Here is a 17,090-nt window from a genome sequence, read left to right as displayed (position 1 = left end):
AATCATTATTTAATTTCAGTAATAATATACTACCTCTTGCTTCTTAGAATTACCCGCACTAAAAACAGCAACAAGTGTTTAACAATCAAGTATTTACCAAATTTAAAAAAAGAAAATTATATCCTATCACGTAAAAATACCTGTTTTAATCTCTATTTAAATTATATGCCATTTGGTATAAATTTTCTTTATAAATGGGCTTTTTATGCCTTTTTCATACTATTTAACCTAAACAACCGAGATGTTTAATCTGAAATTACAACTATACCAAAAATCAGTTCTATTTTTAGAGGTAAATCATTGAAAGAAATAAGGTTAATTTATAGCTATAAAATATTTTTAATTTATATTAGAACAATCGTTCTAATTTCATAACTTTGCCACATTATGACAAGAAACAAACAATTTAATCCGGTAGAAAAACTGGTAAAAGCCAGAGATCTTTTTTGGAAAAAGGGATATCATGTTACTTCTATACAAGATTTGGTAGACCAAATGCAAGTGAACAGAAGAAGTATGTATGATACTTATGGAGATAAACATGAGTTGTTTATTCAAAGTCTTGAGAGTTATGCAATCGAAACGTATGGTGAATTTAATAGTATTGTTCAATTAGAAAAATCACCCAAAAAAGCCATAGAAGATATTGTATCAAAAGCAATAGAGCGTTCTTTTGAGAAAGAGAAAATTTGTATGATTGTCAAATCTTCATTTGAGTTGGCTCCACTAGATCAAAGTATGAGAAATTTATTAAGACAACATACGCAAAGACTAATTACAATTTTTGAAAATCTTATTTTAAAAGCACAAGAAGCAGGTGAAATCTCAACTGAAAAAAAAGCATTGCAATCAGCTCAATTTATTGTTGGAAGTTTTGCAGGATTTTGGCAAATGCAAGCTTTATTTGATGATAGAACAATGGTCGAAGCAATGGCAAAACGCGTTCTGGAAAGTTTATAATGATATTTATGTATAAAACACTCATACATTTTAGTTAAACGATTAATAACAAAATACATATAGGCTTATTTAATGGAGAAAAACAATCTCCATATTTTTTTGATTTAAATTAGAACGTTCGTTCTAATAAGCAATATTTAAAAATAATATAATGGAAGAAAATGATAAAATAGTAGTTAGTTACATCTTAAAACATCAACAAGACAAGAACCTCGATAGTATTTCAGAGATTTTAGAAGGCAATAAATTCTGGCAAATCTTCCCCTCTCCTAATGTAGAAGTTTTAAGTTGGAATGTGTTGGTTGGTCTCGGACATTTAATCACTCTTAGGTTTGCTCCGTCGCAATTGCGAGAAGTCAATCTTACTATAGAAAAAGGTGCTTGGGGAGCCTTTAATTCCGAAATATACATTACGTATGATTACATGGAGGTATGGAAACAAAAAAGAGGATAAAATAGCAATAAATCTTATTTAAGGAACAATTTAAAAATAACAATACTTTATATGGAATTAGGAATAAGCCTTTTTGGGGACTTACATGTTGACCCAACTACTGGTAAAATACAATCTGCACAAGTGCGATTACAAGAATTAATAGAAGAAATAAAACTTGCTGATGAGGTGGGTTTAGACCTTGCGGGAATTGGGGAACATCATCGAAAAGAATACGCAGTATCAAGTCCTGAAATTGTACTTGCTGCAGCTGCAACAGTAACAAAGAATATTAAATTAACTAGTTCTGTGACGGTTTTAAGCTCTTCGGATCCGGTTAAATTGTATCAGAATTTTGCATTAGTCGATTTACTTTCAAACGGAAGAGCCGAACTAATGGCTGGACGAGGAAGCTTTACTGAATCATTTCCGTTATTTGGTTACGAACTAAAAGATTACAACCTTTTATACGAAGAGAAATTAGACTTGCTTCTTAGAATCAATGCCGAAGAAAAGATTACATGGAAAGGAGCGTTTCGTCCTGATTTACAAGATCAGATGGTTTTTCCCAGAGCAGTTAACAATAACCTAAAAGTATGGATTGCTGCTGGAGGAACTCCCGCCTCGGTAGAACGTGCTGGTCGTTTAGGATTGCCATTAGTCTTTGCAATTGTTGCAGGAACACCTTTAGTTAATTTTAAACCTCTTTTTGAGTTTTATAAAGAAACTTATTTAGCATACGGTCATGATATGTCTCAATTTCAGATAGGTATGTTTTCTCATTCGTTATTTGGTAATGATGCAAATGACTTAGCGAAATATTATTATCCTTTATATGCAGCTCAAATGGATAGAATAGGAAAAACCAGAGGATGGTCGCCTTTTAGTCAGCATCAATTTGATTATGGAAGATCAAGAGATGCAGCTCTTTTTGTTGGTGATGAAAATCAAGCTATCGACAAAATACTGCATGCACATGAACTATACGGAATGACTCGTTTTACAGCTCATATGGATGTAGGAGCACCTTCGCATAGTCATATTATGAAATCTATCGAAATATTCGGAACAAAAATCGCTCCTAAAGTAAGAGCTGCATTAGCAATAAATAATAAGTAATTATAAAAATGGAAACAATTAAAAGAATTAATCTTTGGGATAACAACATGCCAACAACCAGTGGCTTAATCGGTAACGAAATTTTACATCCTAATGAAGCAATTGAAATAAGTAATGTTACGCAAGCGGAGATTATTATCTATTCTCCAAACCCTTCTTTAAATAATGGAACAGCAATTATTATTTGTCCTGGTGGCGCTTATGCAGGTTTAGCAATTACCTCTCAAGGGTATGATTTTGCAGAATGGTTATCCTCAATAGGTATTACGGGAATCGTATTGAAGTATAGAATGCCAAACACACATAAAGAGATTCCTCTGGATGATATAAAGGAAACCATACGTTATGTGCGTAGAAATTCAAAAACATTAAATTTAAATGAGAATAAAATAGGAATAGCAGGGTTTTCTGCAGGAGGACATCTTGCTGCATTAGCCTCTACTCTATCCGCCAAAAATAGTTTAGATTACCGCCTAGACTTCTCTATTTTGTTTTATCCTGTTATTACAATGGGTAGTAATACGCAAATAAATACTAAAGAAAATCTTTTAGGAAATCAGCCATCTGCACAGGATATCGAAGCATTTTCTTGTGAGAACCAAGTATCTGCAAATACTCCGCCTACATTAATATTGACTAGTAATGATGATACTATTGCTTCTCCTATTAATAGTGTTATGTATTATGAAGCACTTAGAAACAATGGGATAGATTCAAGTTTATTTATATTTCCTCAGGGAGATCATGCCTGGGGAATTAAAGGAATTAATATGTTTGGGAATAAATTCTTATACATAGAACAAGCAAAGGATTTAATAACAAATTGGATTATCAATCTAACTAATAAAGAATAATTTGAAGACAATAAAATCTTGCGGCTCTATAATTAGAAAGAAAATTTTTATTTTTAGCAGTTAATAATCAAACTTAAATCTCCAATTAAAAGATAATACGATAATAAAAAATCGACAGAATATATGAGAATATATTTTGCCGATTTTTTTATGATTACTGAAGAGTTCTCCAGAAGAAATTGTTAGTCTTTTAATTTAATTGATTCCAAAAATCAAGGATATGTATTATTTAAAAAAGGAAACAACAATATCATCTTTTACTTTCTTTTGTTCTTTTCTAACCACCAAAAAGATTAAATAAGTAGTAAATGCTGTAGCAAATGCAAGTATGTAATTAAACATCCAATTTGTATTGTAGCCATAATTTTGAATAATTGTTAAACCTGTTTTAGAGCTAAATACATGAGCAAAACCATAACTCATTTGAAAAGTTGACATAAATATTCCTTCTAAGTTTTTGTGGCTTCTATTCATAACAAAACCACTTGCAAAAGCAAAAGTAAGCATATTACCAAAAGACATTAAAAACATAAAGATCCAAAATACCCATGCATGGTGTACTAAGAATAGCATAAGATATGAAGTTCCTATTAATAGTAGTCCTATCATTATAGCAACTAGGTCTGTGATTTTATTTTTCTGAACAAAATTTACCACAACCATTTCAAATAAAACAAATATAACCCCACTAAAACCAAGGAACATTCCGCTATCAAATTCTGTTAAATGATAGGCCTCTTTATGATAAATGGGTACAATCGAAAAAACCTGAAAATAAAGATATCCCGTTACTAAAGCAATGATCCAATTCATTACAAAAGGAAAATCTTTTAGCGGTGCAAATTTATCCTGATTTACAGCACTCATTTGAAGCTTATATAACAGTTTTTTCTCTTTAACAAAAATGACAAAAATTATTATAGAAATAATAGAAGTCAAACCATCTACAATAAACAGCGTATTATATTCAGAATTTATAATTAGAAATCCTCCTAATACAGGACCAACTATAAGTCCTACGTTAGTTGCCATTCTTAATAATGATAAGGCTCGCAATCGAGAATCGTTACTTACATAACTATTTAAACTCACCATCATTGCAGGCCTGTACATATCTGCAATTGCAGTTAAAAGGAAAATAGAAAAGCATAGTAGCTCAAAAGTTTTTACAAATTGCAGCGAAAGAAGAATTGTTCCACTAGCAAATAAACTAAAAACCATAACCTTATATGCCCCAAAAATATCAGATAATTTTCCGCTAAAGAAAGTTCCGAATAAAGATCCTATTCCAAAACAAACCATAACCCAACCTATTTCTGAGTAACTTAGGTTTAATTCGTCTTTAAAATATTTAGATAAAAAAGGAACAACTACAGCTCCTATTCTATTTACCAGAGTAATTAGGGCAAGAATCCATATCTCTCTCGGGAAATTTTTAAAGTTCCCTAAATAACGGTTAAGCATTTTCAAAAATTATTTGGTTTGGGGCAATTTTTTTTTGAGTCCTTAAAGAAGTACTAATTTCCGAAGAATCTACCGAAGAAACTTTTTTTAGTTTCTTCTATTTCCTCAGAAGATGATTCTAATTTTATTTGTTCATTCAAATCATCCATCATCAATTTTGTAATTAATTCTACATAATCAAGATTATGATCTTCAAGATATCCTGTTAAGTATTTTTCACTTGCCTCGATACCACTTACTTCTTCAATTTTGGATAATTTTTTGTATAAATCTTCAATCTTTTCTACTACTCCAGCCGAAATAGCTTTACGGCGAGCAATATATTTCAGAATTTTTGCGTCTTCACTTACTATATAATCAAAATCGGTAATTACCCAGTAATATTCTCCTGATTTAGCTAAGTTTTTAATGATACCGTGAAATTTTTTCCCCATCTTAATATTATCCCATAAGACTTTAAAAATGACTTTTGGCATATCAGGATGACGAATAATATTATGTGGTTGTCCTACTAATTCTGATTCATCATATCCTGAAACTTTTGAAAAAGTGTCGTTTACGTACTCTAAAGTTCCATACAAATCAGCCTTACTTACGATAGTTTTAGATGTATCCCATTTAACTTCTTTATCAATTGGGGTTGGACTCATTTTTTCCATAAAATTTCAATTTATTTGGGGTTTATTAAATAACTCATTATTATGAGTTTGTTGTGTTTAGTAAATTTTCTTTACTTTTTTAGAACGATCGGCAATATAAGATATTAGCCATGCAATTTGTCCTTCTTTTGCAAAGTAAAGTTTTTTATTATTAACATCAGGCAAGGCTTCTAAGCAAACCAATAAGATATTACTACCTGAGATCAAGTATTTTTGCGAATATGTTTTTAAGACTTTTGCCATCTCTTCATCCTTTTTCGCCAAATCCTCAAATTTTTTGAAATTGTTTTTTAAAATAGCATCATAGTTTATAACATCTTCCAGCTTAAACTGATTATATGTTTCTTTAGTAGCGCCTTTATATAAAGTATAAAAAGCCCAAACTGCTCCACCAGACAAATAGATTTTTTCTTTATCTAAAGCCTGAGGACTAGATTTATACATTGCGTTTACCTGTTCTCTTAAGATTGGTAAAAAACTGAATGATTTAGAGTTAAACTCATCAAGATCTTCGTTACGAGCTATCTTTTTTACACTCTCGGTAAGGGTTACACTACCGTAATTAAGAGCTAATGGAAAAAATATAAAAGAATTATTGTTATTAACATCGACATAGCCACCTTTAGTATTTCCTCCACCTATGTCTAGAATTATAGAGTTTTTATAATCAACTGGAGGAATACAACCTTTTAAAAGCATTTTTCCTTCCATTTGTACTTCAATATATTCAAGATCTTTACCAGTAGCAGCTTTTACCTTATCCGTAAGAACTTGTGTATTTTGTGCCATCGCTACTCCAGAAGAACCTACTATAAAAATATTTTCATCAGGAACCTTCATAGTGGTTTTCATTTTGCTGTAGTTGGATGTAATAACAGCAATAGCTCTATTAATATCTTCTATTGCCATATTTCCATCTATAGAAATACCTTTTGCTATGGCAACATTTTCTGTCCAAAATGATTTGACAGTGAAGTCTCCTCTTTTGATATTGTAAACATCAATAACTGACATTTTGATTCCTTTACTTCCAATTTCTATTCCAGCAAAAATATTTTCTTGCGAAAAAAGTATGGGTGTAATAAAAAATAAAAGAACTAGGGTAAAGTACAATTTTAGATTTTTCATAGGTTAAGTTTTATTTGTTTCGGGCTAATATTAAAAATCCCGAGGTTTATTATAGTGATTCAGTAAATGCAGAAATATCATATCTTTTGAGAATAAAAAAGAAAGATTTTTAAATTAATTATAAAGCAAATCTTGGATGTCACTTTCATCACAATTGCTAGTGTTTTTGGGCTGCGAAACTACGAAAAAAAAATCATGATAGCTCCATTTTTAAAGAATAAAATGTAAGATTTTGTCTGAGTTTGTTTTTAATTATTTAGTACATAATCAGTTAGTGTATTTTTTAAAATAAAATCTGATTTTAGATAAATATAAGTTACCACTCCCTTTGATTTAGAGATTAATACAATTATACGATTACATTAATCGTAAGTATTTAACTATATTTCAGACGCTAATTAAATTAATCATGCAATGCTGTAAATTGTAAGTAATTTTACTAGCTTTTTAATGCGTTTATTGTACTCATAATTTTAAATATTCGATTAAAAAATATACTTAGAAGAATAAAGAAAGGTTTTGTAGCATTTCAATCAGAAAAAAATTAAATTTGCTTCTTAAATTTTTATAGATGTCAGATTTTTTAAAATTATTCGGAGAAAATATATCCAAGGATATGCCTGGATTTGTAGCTTTGAGTGTTATTGATGTAAAAAGTGGAAATCTATATTATTCAAAAAATAATAGCAAAAATTTTAATCTGGAAATTGCTTCAAAATTTGCATTAGAAATGATTCGAGCGCAGTTAAATGCGAATGATTTTTTAAAACTAAATCAAAGTATAGAAGATATTACTATAACTCTAACTAATCAGTTTCAGTTTTTAAAAATTTCAAAAAATAATAGCTACTTTATTTATTTAATAGCCGATTCTACAAAGGCTAATTTAACTTTTACAAAAGCAATTCTGAATAAACAGATATCCGAGATTTCTAGTATGTTTCATGCTGAATAATTAAACGGACTGATACGTTCCAAACATGTTTTTGAACATGTTTTTTTTTAAAATTCTTAAATCTCATTTCATATAAAATGAGGTTTCTTTTATCTTCCCGTCATTTTTTTTTACTAAACACCTATTAATCAACAACATGATTTTTAGGTCGAAAAATTAACTTGCTGATACTAGTAATGTTTACTCTACTAAGTTTGTTTTATAGTTTCATTTTATATATTTGCAACTATTTAAAATAAGTCTAAATAAACAAATGATACGATTTTCTACTCTCCTACTAGTGTTCTTTGCTATAAGTTCACTTTCTGCTCAGCAGATTTCTAAAACAAATAACGAGAAAGATAAAGAGGCAAATCCCAAAACTCAAGACACAATTCTTGCCGATAAACCTGCAGCTGATAATGAATTACAAGAAATTGTCATTTCTGCAACAAGGCGAGCTGAAATCCTGGATGAAGTTCCTTCTTCGGTAACTTTATTATCTAAAAAACAATTACAACAGCAACTAAGCATAAGCTCTAATCTTAGTGATATCTTAGGTGCATCGGTACCTGGTTTGGGTTTTACAACCAATAGAACTCAAAACTTAGGGCAGACTTTACGTGGTCGTCGCGTATTGGTTATGATTGATGGTATACCGCAATCTACACCACTGAGAGATGGTGCTAAAGATATGCGTTCTCTAGATCCTACGGTTTTAGATCGCGTAGAAGTAATTAAAGGAGCAACTGCTATTTATGGAAATGGTGCAGATGGTGGTTTGATTAATTATATTACCAAAAGAGCTAATTCGGACAAACTAATAAGTGGTTCGACTGAAGCAGGTACTGCTTTCTCTCTTGTTAAACCTGCTGGAACTGCAGGTTTCTTTGTATCTCAGCTTCTTACAGGAAAAATAAAAAAGTTAGATTATGTAGTAAGCGGACGTTATGAGGAAACTGGACTTTATCGTGATGCTAAAGGACGTGTACTTTCTCCAGAATACGGAATGAATGATCTTAGAAACTGGAACGCTTACGCGAAAATTGGATATGATTTTAATTCAAATAATCGCTTAGAATTGATGTATAATTATTTTGAGAGTACGCAGCATACTGATTATATAGCAAAAGCGGGAGTTTACGGTAATTTTGATTCGCCAACTACCGGAATTAAAGGGCAACGACCAGGAGATCCTGAAGGAACACCATATAATCATAATGCCAGTTTAAGTTATATTGGACAGAATTTTATAGGAAAAACAGATCTTAATGCTACACTATATTTTCAAGATTATCTTACGCTAATTAACTATAGTGACTTTTTTGAAAATAATGGACAACCAGCTACTCAAAGCAAAAAGTTAGGTTTCCGTTTAAATTTAAATACACCATACGATTTCAGTTCTCTTTTCTCTGGAAATATAACTTACGGATTAGACATTCTCTCAGATATAACTGACACGCATCTTACAGACGGAAGATTGGTAATTCCTGAAATGAATATGACAAATCTAGCACCGTATTTCCAGCTTAAAAACATGTTTGGACCAAACTTGGTATTAAAAACTGGTTTAAGACTCGAAAATGTAAATATCGATGTACCAGATTATACAACTATTGGCATTCGTAATTATGTAAATGGAACTTATGTAGGTGGTGGTATTGCAGTAAATGGTGGTTCATTAGATTTTAATGCACTTATGTTTAATGCTGGATTACGTTATACAAAATGGAGTTTATTTAAACCTTTTGTGAGTTTTTCTCAAAGTTTTAGTGTTGCCGATTTAGGTTTGGTTTTGCGTGCTGCCAAAGAGAATACGGTAAATAATACTTCGATTAAAGCTGTTACTGCCAATAATTACGAATTTGGATTTTCTGGATCTGTAGCTAAACTTTCTTATGAAGGTGCTTTTTATTATAGTACTTCAAAGTTAGGAGCTTCTTATGTTTATGTTGATGGTAATCCGCAGATTTCACGTTCACCTGAAAAAATTTATGGTTTTGAACTGTCAGCAAAATATCGTCTTCATCCAAAAGTCGATATTGGTGCTAATTATTCTTTTACAGAAGGAAAACGTGAGCTTTCAGACAAAAAAGTATACTTAGGAGGCGATCGTATAAATCCGCCTAAAATAGCTGCTTATACCGTTTTTAGACCTCTTGAAGCCTGGTCGATATTTCTGCAAATGACAAGTACAACAGGCAGAGATAGATTTGAACCTACTAATGGAGCTTATACTTACGGAACTGGGCCAATTAAATCTTTTACAGCTTTTAATCTTTCTTCTAGTTATACTTTTAGAGAAAAAAGCACGATTCGTTTAGGTGTCGAAAACCTATTTAATAAAGATTATTATACTGTTATTTCTCAATGGCAATCTAACAATATGAATTATGTAAAAGAAAATGGTACACGTTTAACGATTAGTTTTACTCAAGCATTTTAAAATACTTTTTTTGTAACCAAATAATTCAAGTTGAAATTATATTATAAACTATCCGATAATTTTTTTCAGTCTGATTTTATTCAGTAATTATATTCTGCAATATTTCTCGTATAGTTTTTAAGGTTTCAGTTGACGTTTCCCGAATGATAATTTTATTTTTCTTGTCTTTAATTAGCACAGTAAATAAATTATCTTCTGTATTAATATCAACAATTGTTCCTCCGTATTTCAATGTCGTTTCTGCAATTGCCATTGGTAAATTTGTTGCTCCAGATGTTCCAACAATAAAAAGGATTCCTGAGTTTTTGGCAATTTTTAAAGAACTAAATTTTTTATTTGTTTTTTCATCATAACGTTCATCAAACCATAAAATATTCGGTCTCATCCAGCTGCCACAACTTTTACATTTAAGTAATTCGATATCTTTCTCTGTTAAATCTTCGTCTATGTCTTTACCTTCTATTTCAACAGGAAGACATTTTATCTCTTTACAACCATTTGAACATTTAATTTCTCTTGCTTTTCCGTGTATTTCATAGATTTTCTTTGTTCCGGCATGTCTATGTAGGTCATCTATATTCTGAGTTATTAAATAGAACTTATCTTGCAAAAGATTCTCTATTTCTACTATTTCATGATGACTTTCATTTGGTTTGGCATTTTCGAACATTTTTTTTCTAAAAAGAGAATACTGCCAAACTTCTTCTGGATTTTCTTTAAAATATTTAAAAGTTCCAAATTCCTCTGGTTTATGAAATTTTGTTCCTTTTACCCATATCCCATCTACTCCTCTATAAGTAGGTATACCACTATCGGCAGAAATTCCGGCACCCGTTAAAAATGTAAATAAGTTTCTATTTTTTTTATGATAAACCTGCCTTATTATCTCAGTAAGTTGCTCTTTCATATTATCTCCTTAATATGCACGAAAATAAGATATTTTATTTCCTTTTTAATCTAAAATTTAGCCTAAAAAATCGATACAAAAAATATGAGGTTAGGATATAAATTTTAAAACCTCCAAAATCTATTGATTTTGGAGGCTTTTTTTAGTTTGACAATTGATTATTAATCATCAAATATTGTAATGTGGAATTTTAATAAGTTGAGGCTTATTGTAACTATTATGAGTGTTTTATTTAGTAATAAATATCCAAAACAATACTCGATTTAGAGCTATCTATTATTTTTTCTATTCTCTTAAAAAATACTTCATTTACCATAGGACATCCTTGACTGTGGCTTATGTAATAATCTTGCTCTTCATAAGGTACGGCAGAATAAGAATGTAGTACGATAGCTCTTTTGAATGCGTTATTATTGCTTTCGTCTAAGCCAAATAATTTATATGATTTTCCGAACATTCCTTTGTAGTTCTTACCTATTAAATATTTGCCTAAAGAAGTTGATTTAGAATTTGGAAGATTACTAAATTTTAAATTTCCATTAATGCCTGTCTCTGAACCTGATCCATGAGCAACTAATCCTTTGTCTATTATTTTATTATTCTCTAAATCATAAACAAAAAAGCGGTTCATGCCTGATTTAATCTTCATATCGATAAAAAAAGCAACCTTAGGATTAAATTTAGGATCTCCATCAATCATGCATTTAAGATCACTTAACTGACTATTGAATCTTTCGGCTTCAGCCTCGGATGTAGTTGTTAAAATGTTTTTATTGTAGGTAGAAAAAAAGCCTACATTAAGCAGTAATATCAAGTAAAATATTTTCATGAAAACAAATTTTTAATGCATTTAAGGATAGCCGTTTATCAAAAAGAATCTTAAACCTAATTACTCTACAAAATTAATAAATTCTTAAATGCGAAATATGTTAAATATTGTTAGATTAACACATAATTAACGCGATATCAAAGTATTATTGAGTATGTTTTTCTTTAATCCTATCAGTTATCATATATTAAAGAGAAATCGACCTTCAATATACCATATTCATTTATAGGTATAAAAAAAGCTAAATCTTACGATTTAGCTTTTTCTTATATATTTAATAGTCTTAAAATTAAATATTCTTTTTGATATTCAGCTTACTTAACATCAAACCATAATTTTGTAGTAAGCAAGTCTTTTCCCTGAATGGCTACTGCAGCTTGATAACTATTCCCGTTTAAAGATTGCTCTGTACCTGGATAAAAGAAACGCGAAGGTATTTGTCCGTTTAAAACCGTTGCTGGACCAGCTTTCAATATCGGATAATCAAGCCTTCTCCACTCTACAAAAGCATCAAGACCTTGCCCGTAGAATGCAATCCATTTTTGTGTACCTATAGATTTAGCATAATTGGTTGCATCATACTTAACAGTTGTCTGATTAAGATAATTAGAAATAGCTGTTGCATCTGTAATACCAAATTGATTGAATGATGCTGTAATAGCATCTTTATACAATTGTTCTGCATCTCCCGAAATATAGCCACGGGCTACAGCTTCAGAAAGATTGAACAACGTTTCTGAATAAGAAGCAATTACTGCTGGCGAGGACGAGGTTAAGAAGTACTTACCTGGTTTTGATGTTTTAGCAAAACCTTGGCTATTGGCATCACTGTTTGATAATCCGTTGGCGCCACCAACGTATTTACCTACACTTGCATCTGATGGTAATTGAGCGTAAACTGGCAAACGCGGATCGGCTAATGCATATAACTGATCAACCAATGTTTTAGAAATACGATAATCATCTCTCGTTTCAAACCAAGCCGAAGCTGGATTTTGCTGAGGCGAACTAGTGTAAACAAACTGAAAGATATCGCTATTGCTGCTAATTAATCCCGCTGCATCGGTTGATGCTTCAATTGCAATTTGTTTAGCTAATGCAGGTTCTTTGTCGGAAATTCTTAGCGCAATACGCAAACGAAGCGAGTTTACCAGTTTTTTCCATTTTAAAATATCTCCTTTATAAGCCAAATCACCAATTACAGTTCCGTTTGTTGGACTTAGTAAAGACTGAGCTTGTTTTAAATCTTCAAGTAATCCTGTATATACTTCCTTCTGAGTATTATATGCAGGTGTTACTTTTTGCCCAGCTTCTTTATAAGGAATACTTCCGTAGGCATCTGTTAGCAATAAAAATGTCCATGAACGCAATGTTAGTGCAATTCCTTTATAATTTGAATTTGCCTGTTGACTTGGGAAATTCAGAATGGTGTTTAAATCTGTAATTAAAGTTGCATATCCCGTATTCCACAAAGAAGTGAAAGATGTATTAGAAACATCAAATCTATCTGGTTCTGTGTACTGGATTTTTGCCCAATGCTGAACAAATAATAAAGAGGAGTCAAAGTTATTTATTGATCCCCAGTATAAATCCGCTCCTTGTTTTAATGATCCTGTTAACAAGTAAGGCGCTAAAGGCGTTTCAGTTGCATTTGGATTTTTATTAATATCATCCAAGCTATCTCCGCATGAAGTGAATGACAATGCAAATAGTGTTATATAGGCTAGTTTTTTTAGCATGATTCTGTATTTTTAAAATTTAAGATTAACGTTAAGGCTAAAACTTCTTGTAGTTGGCAAGGATAAACTTTCCAATCCTTGTGCATTTCCGGTATTAAAAGCTGTTTCCGGATCAATATTTGGCGCATCTTTATAGATAAAGAACAGGTTACGACCTACGGCAGTAATACTGGCTCCTTGTAGCCCAAACTTCTTAACCAATGATCTATTAAAGTTGTACGCCAGTTTTACCTCTCTTAATTTTACAAAAGTCGAACTGTATACATAAGCTTCGCTAATATTGTATGATGCTTTGTAGTATTCTTGTGCACTAAGTACTGAAGTATTACGAGTTCCATCTGCATATACTCCGTTAAATATCATACCATCATCAAATACCTGAGCACCAGCAGGAGCAGTCGCGCCAGCAGGAAGCAACGTTTTTACACTTCCGGTACTTGTTGTTGTATAATAATTTAATCCACCATTTGCTGCATCACGTCCCGGAAGCGTTTGAGCTAATACACCTGTGTAATTACCAGTTCTGTTAGTTCCTGAAAAAAGCTCTCCTCCTACACTGGCATCAACTAGGAATGAAAATTCAAGATTTTTGTAGGTTAATGTGTTTGTAAGTCCAGCTAAATAATCTGGAGTATAATGACCTAATACTTGTTTTTGAGGATCAGCTTTTGGTAATCCGTTTGCACCTACTACAATATTTCCGTTTGCGTCACGCTGATAAGCTGTACCGTAAAGTGCTCCATAAGCTTGTCCTACCGATGCTAATATATCAACTCCTCCCGATGAACCAATCGTATAATTTTGAATCTGTTTGTCGTAGTCAAGAATCTCAACTTTACTAACATTTTTTGAGTAATTTACGCCAACATTCCACTTAAAATCTTTCGTTTGTATTGGATTTCCATCCAATTGAATTTCTATACCACGGTTGTTTATTTTACCTGCATTTATTAATTGCGAATTATATCCGCTCGCCGTAGTTGTTTTAATTTCGAGAATCTGGTCAAAACTATTGGTGTTATAATACGCAAAATCAAAATGTAGTCTGTTTTTCCAGAAAGATGCTTCCAGACCAAGTTCGGTAGAACGGGTTGTTTCTGGTTTCAAGTTCTCATTGAGTTTTTTCTGCGAAGAGGTTTGTATCGGATTTCCATCGAATGCAGATTGAAAAGTATAAACTGTTGCCAATTGATACGGATCTGCATCGTTACCAACTTCAGACCAACCACCACGTAATTTTAAGAAGTCTAGCGTATTACTTTTTAGATTCAAAGCATCAGATAATACTAAACTACCATTAACCGAAGGATAAAAATAAGAACGGTTACTGCTTGGTAATGTCGATGACCAATCATTACGTGCAGTTACATTTAAAAACGCATAATTTTTATACCCAAATTGTGCAGAAGCATACGCGCTATATACTTTTAACTCTGAGAATGTGTTAGATGAAGTTAACGGATCTCTTGAGTTTGTTAATGTATATAAATCAGGAACGGCCAAACGTGGTGCTTTTTGATAATTGTTGGCATCGCTGTGGTTACGAATATTAAATCCGGCAAGAGCATCCAAACTAAAATCATTAGTAAGTTTTTTGGTATAGGTAAAGATACCTTCCGTATTTCTTTCGTTTACCGTATAAGCATCTTCAGCATACGACCCAAAAGGAGTTCCATTTGTACCATACTTAATCTCGTATTTTCTGCGATCGTTATAATAATCAACTCCTGTACGGAATTTAAAATTAAGTCCATCGGCAAGTTTTGCATCTAGGTGAATATCCCCTATCAAACGGTTACGCTGCTGGCTAGTTGTATTATAATAAGCATTCCAATACGGATTGCTATAATAACTGTTGTTCCAGTTAACATCTCTATTATTACGAAGTTGATCGGTATCTACTTGACGTCCGAACCAAAGAAACTGAAGCATCACACCTGCTGCACGACCTCCCAATGGTCCACCAGGCAATGCTGGAGCATCAGTAACGATATAGTTTGCCGTTACACCTATTTTTACATCTTTGGATATTTGATAATTAGTATTAACCGTAAAGTTAGTTTTATTTATTTCGCTGTTAGGTACTGTTCCTGTTTGTTTTTGGCTATTTACTCCTAAACGGAAATCTGATTTTTCATCCGATTTTGCCACAGAAATACTATTATCATAAGTAAGACCTGTATTAAAAAAGTTTCTCACATTATCAGGATTTGCTACAAATGGTACTGCTTCACCATTTGAATAAAATTGAGGAATAAGACGTCCGTCTAATTTAGGTCCCCAACTTTCATCAACTCCATCATTAATACCGCCACCTTTACCATCTACATAACTAAACTTTCCGTTTGATCCTTGTCCAAATGAATTTTGAAATTTAGGCAAAGTAGCAACTTGAGAGATTGTTATACCAGAACTAACGCTTATTCCGAATCCTTTTTGTCCTTTTCCAGATTTTGTAGTTATAAGAACAACACCATGTGCAGCACGCGATCCGTAAAGGGCAGCAGCATTAGGGCCTTTTAGTACACTTAAAGACTCTATATCTTGCGGATTTAAGTCGGCAATTGCATTTCTGAAATCGCGGGTAGCACCACCAGAATTCAACTGTGAGTTATCTACCGGAACTCCATCGACCACAAATAATGGTTGGTTATTTCCAGATATAGAAGTTTCTCCACGAATAATAATACGAGAAGATCCCATATCTCCCTGTGAATTGGTAATACGTACTCCTGCTAATTTACCAGTAAGACTATTTAAGAAATTGGTTTCTTTGGTTTCTGTCAATTCCTTTCCTTTAAGGGATTGGGTGGTATATCCCAGAGATTTCTTTTCTTTTGTAATCCCTAGTGCGGTAACTACCACTTCTGATAGTACATTTTGTTCTTCCGTAAGACTTATTGTAACTGAATTTCCATTAGCTACAACTTCTGCTTTTTTATATCCCAGATAACTTACTATTAGTGTGTAAGGAAGTTTTTGTCCTGTTTGGAAATAGAATTTTCCGTCAACATCTGTTACAACTCCGTGTGTAGTCCCCTTAATATTTACCGAAGCCCCAATAACAGGTTCTTTAGTAACGGCATCGATTACTTTTCCTTCTAGTTTTGATTGAATCAATGGCTTTGTTTCTTGCGCATTAACCCCTATGGAAATCAACAAAATGCATAGCCATGCATATCTATTTAATTTTTTTTTCATTACTTTGTTTTAGTTTAATAAATAAGGCGAGCCGAAAACGGATTTACTCCACTCTCGCTTCCTTATAGAGATGTACAATTTCTTTAAGCTCAACCATTTCTGCTGCAACAGAAATGGTTTTTTTATATCAGCTATGCATTCGTTTTTTCATTTTTTCTTTATTTAGGATTACTATTATTTGAATTGATATTTATAAGATGTCTATTCTAAAATGAGTATTGATCTTATTAAAAATTTCTGTGAATTTGAGATTGAAGAATTTTCATTAACAAGAACTCCTCTTTATAAATTGATAAATGGCAGTTTCTTATTTAAAAATGAAATAATTTGATAATCAGCAATCTTTTGTATTTAAATTATTTTTTAAATTCGACTAATTCGATAGGACAAAAGTATATTGAAAAATATTAGTCC

13 protein-coding genes are annotated in these 17,090 nt (G+C 31.9%); 6 read left to right on the top strand and 7 right to left on the bottom strand.

All coding sequences use genetic code 11. The features are described from left to right. The first annotated feature begins 387 nt into the window (after nucleotides 1–387). From IW20_RS20320 to IW20_RS20305, 4 genes are all read left to right on the top strand, one after another. Nucleotides 388–960, top strand: a complete 573-nt coding sequence (locus tag IW20_RS20320; RefSeq protein WP_035626798.1) for a TetR/AcrR family transcriptional regulator — start codon at nucleotides 388–390, stop codon at nucleotides 958–960. A 151-nt stretch (nucleotides 961–1,111) separates the two neighbouring features. Continuing rightward, entirely contained in the window at nucleotides 1,112–1,414 is a 303-nt protein-coding gene (locus tag IW20_RS20315) for a hypothetical protein (RefSeq protein WP_051886046.1), read from the top strand. Nucleotides 1,415–1,465: 51 nt separating this feature from the next. After that, on the top strand, nucleotides 1,466–2,512 hold the full coding sequence (locus tag IW20_RS20310; protein WP_035626795.1) for an LLM class flavin-dependent oxidoreductase: 1,047 nt from the start codon (nucleotides 1,466–1,468) through the stop codon (nucleotides 2,510–2,512). Nucleotides 2,513–2,520: 8 nt separating this feature from the next. Further along, nucleotides 2,521–3,366 (top strand): alpha/beta hydrolase, encoded by an 846-nt coding sequence (locus IW20_RS20305; protein WP_035626793.1) that lies wholly within the window; start codon nucleotides 2,521–2,523, stop codon nucleotides 3,364–3,366. A 225-nt stretch (nucleotides 3,367–3,591) separates the two neighbouring features. Here the strand turns inward: IW20_RS20305 and IW20_RS20300 are convergent, their stop codons facing one another. Genes IW20_RS20300 through IW20_RS20290 form a run of 3 tightly spaced genes read right to left on the bottom strand, consistent with a single transcriptional unit; the run spans nucleotide 3,592 to nucleotide 6,617 of the window. Further along, complete coding sequence (locus tag IW20_RS20300) at nucleotides 3,592–4,830, bottom strand: MFS transporter (protein WP_035626791.1); 1,239 nt, start codon at nucleotides 4,828–4,830, stop codon at nucleotides 3,592–3,594. Between the two features lie 53 nt (nucleotides 4,831–4,883). Beyond that, nucleotides 4,884–5,489 (bottom strand): PAS domain-containing protein, encoded by a 606-nt coding sequence (locus tag IW20_RS20295; RefSeq protein WP_035626788.1) that lies wholly within the window; start codon nucleotides 5,487–5,489, stop codon nucleotides 4,884–4,886. Nucleotides 5,490–5,546: 57 nt separating this feature from the next. Beyond that, nucleotides 5,547–6,617, bottom strand: coding sequence for a Ppx/GppA phosphatase family protein (locus tag IW20_RS20290; protein WP_035626785.1), 1,071 nt, complete (start codon nucleotides 6,615–6,617; stop codon nucleotides 5,547–5,549). Between the two features lie 571 nt (nucleotides 6,618–7,188). Here IW20_RS20290 and IW20_RS20285 point away from each other — a divergent pair. Both IW20_RS20285 and IW20_RS20280 read left to right on the top strand, forming a co-directional pair. Continuing rightward, the gene (locus tag IW20_RS20285; protein ID WP_035626783.1) at nucleotides 7,189–7,572 is read left to right on the top strand and encodes a hypothetical protein; all 384 of its coding nucleotides are present in this window, start codon (nucleotides 7,189–7,191) and stop codon (nucleotides 7,570–7,572) included. A 253-nt stretch (nucleotides 7,573–7,825) separates the two neighbouring features. Continuing rightward, the gene (locus tag IW20_RS20280) at nucleotides 7,826–10,000 is read left to right on the top strand and encodes a TonB-dependent receptor (protein ID WP_051886042.1); all 2,175 of its coding nucleotides are present in this window, start codon (nucleotides 7,826–7,828) and stop codon (nucleotides 9,998–10,000) included. Between the two features lie 76 nt (nucleotides 10,001–10,076). Here the strand turns inward: IW20_RS20280 and IW20_RS20275 are convergent, their stop codons facing one another. From IW20_RS20275 to IW20_RS20260, 4 genes are all read right to left on the bottom strand, one after another. Continuing rightward, nucleotides 10,077–10,907 (bottom strand): SIR2 family NAD-dependent protein deacylase, encoded by an 831-nt coding sequence (locus IW20_RS20275; protein ID WP_035626781.1) that lies wholly within the window; start codon nucleotides 10,905–10,907, stop codon nucleotides 10,077–10,079. Between the two features lie 232 nt (nucleotides 10,908–11,139). Further along, nucleotides 11,140–11,736 carry a murein L,D-transpeptidase catalytic domain-containing protein gene (locus IW20_RS20270; RefSeq protein WP_035626778.1) on the bottom strand — a complete coding sequence of 199 codons (597 nt, stop codon included), beginning with the start codon at nucleotides 11,734–11,736 and terminating at the stop codon, nucleotides 11,140–11,142. A 314-nt stretch (nucleotides 11,737–12,050) separates the two neighbouring features. Continuing rightward, on the bottom strand, nucleotides 12,051–13,475 hold the full coding sequence (locus IW20_RS20265) for a SusD/RagB family nutrient-binding outer membrane lipoprotein (protein ID WP_035626776.1): 1,425 nt from the start codon (nucleotides 13,473–13,475) through the stop codon (nucleotides 12,051–12,053). 12 nt (nucleotides 13,476–13,487) lie between these two features. After that, nucleotides 13,488–16,676 (bottom strand): SusC/RagA family TonB-linked outer membrane protein, encoded by a 3,189-nt coding sequence (locus IW20_RS20260; RefSeq protein WP_035626773.1) that lies wholly within the window; start codon nucleotides 16,674–16,676, stop codon nucleotides 13,488–13,490. Between the last annotated feature and the right edge of the window lie 414 nt (nucleotides 16,677–17,090).

Source organism: Flavobacterium hydatis (assembly GCF_000737695.1).
In the GTDB taxonomy this organism is placed as follows: Bacteria; Bacteroidota; Bacteroidia; order Flavobacteriales; family Flavobacteriaceae; genus Flavobacterium; species Flavobacterium hydatis.
Note: the sequence above shows the minus strand (reverse complement) of the source record. Positions and strands in the feature narration are given on the sequence as shown.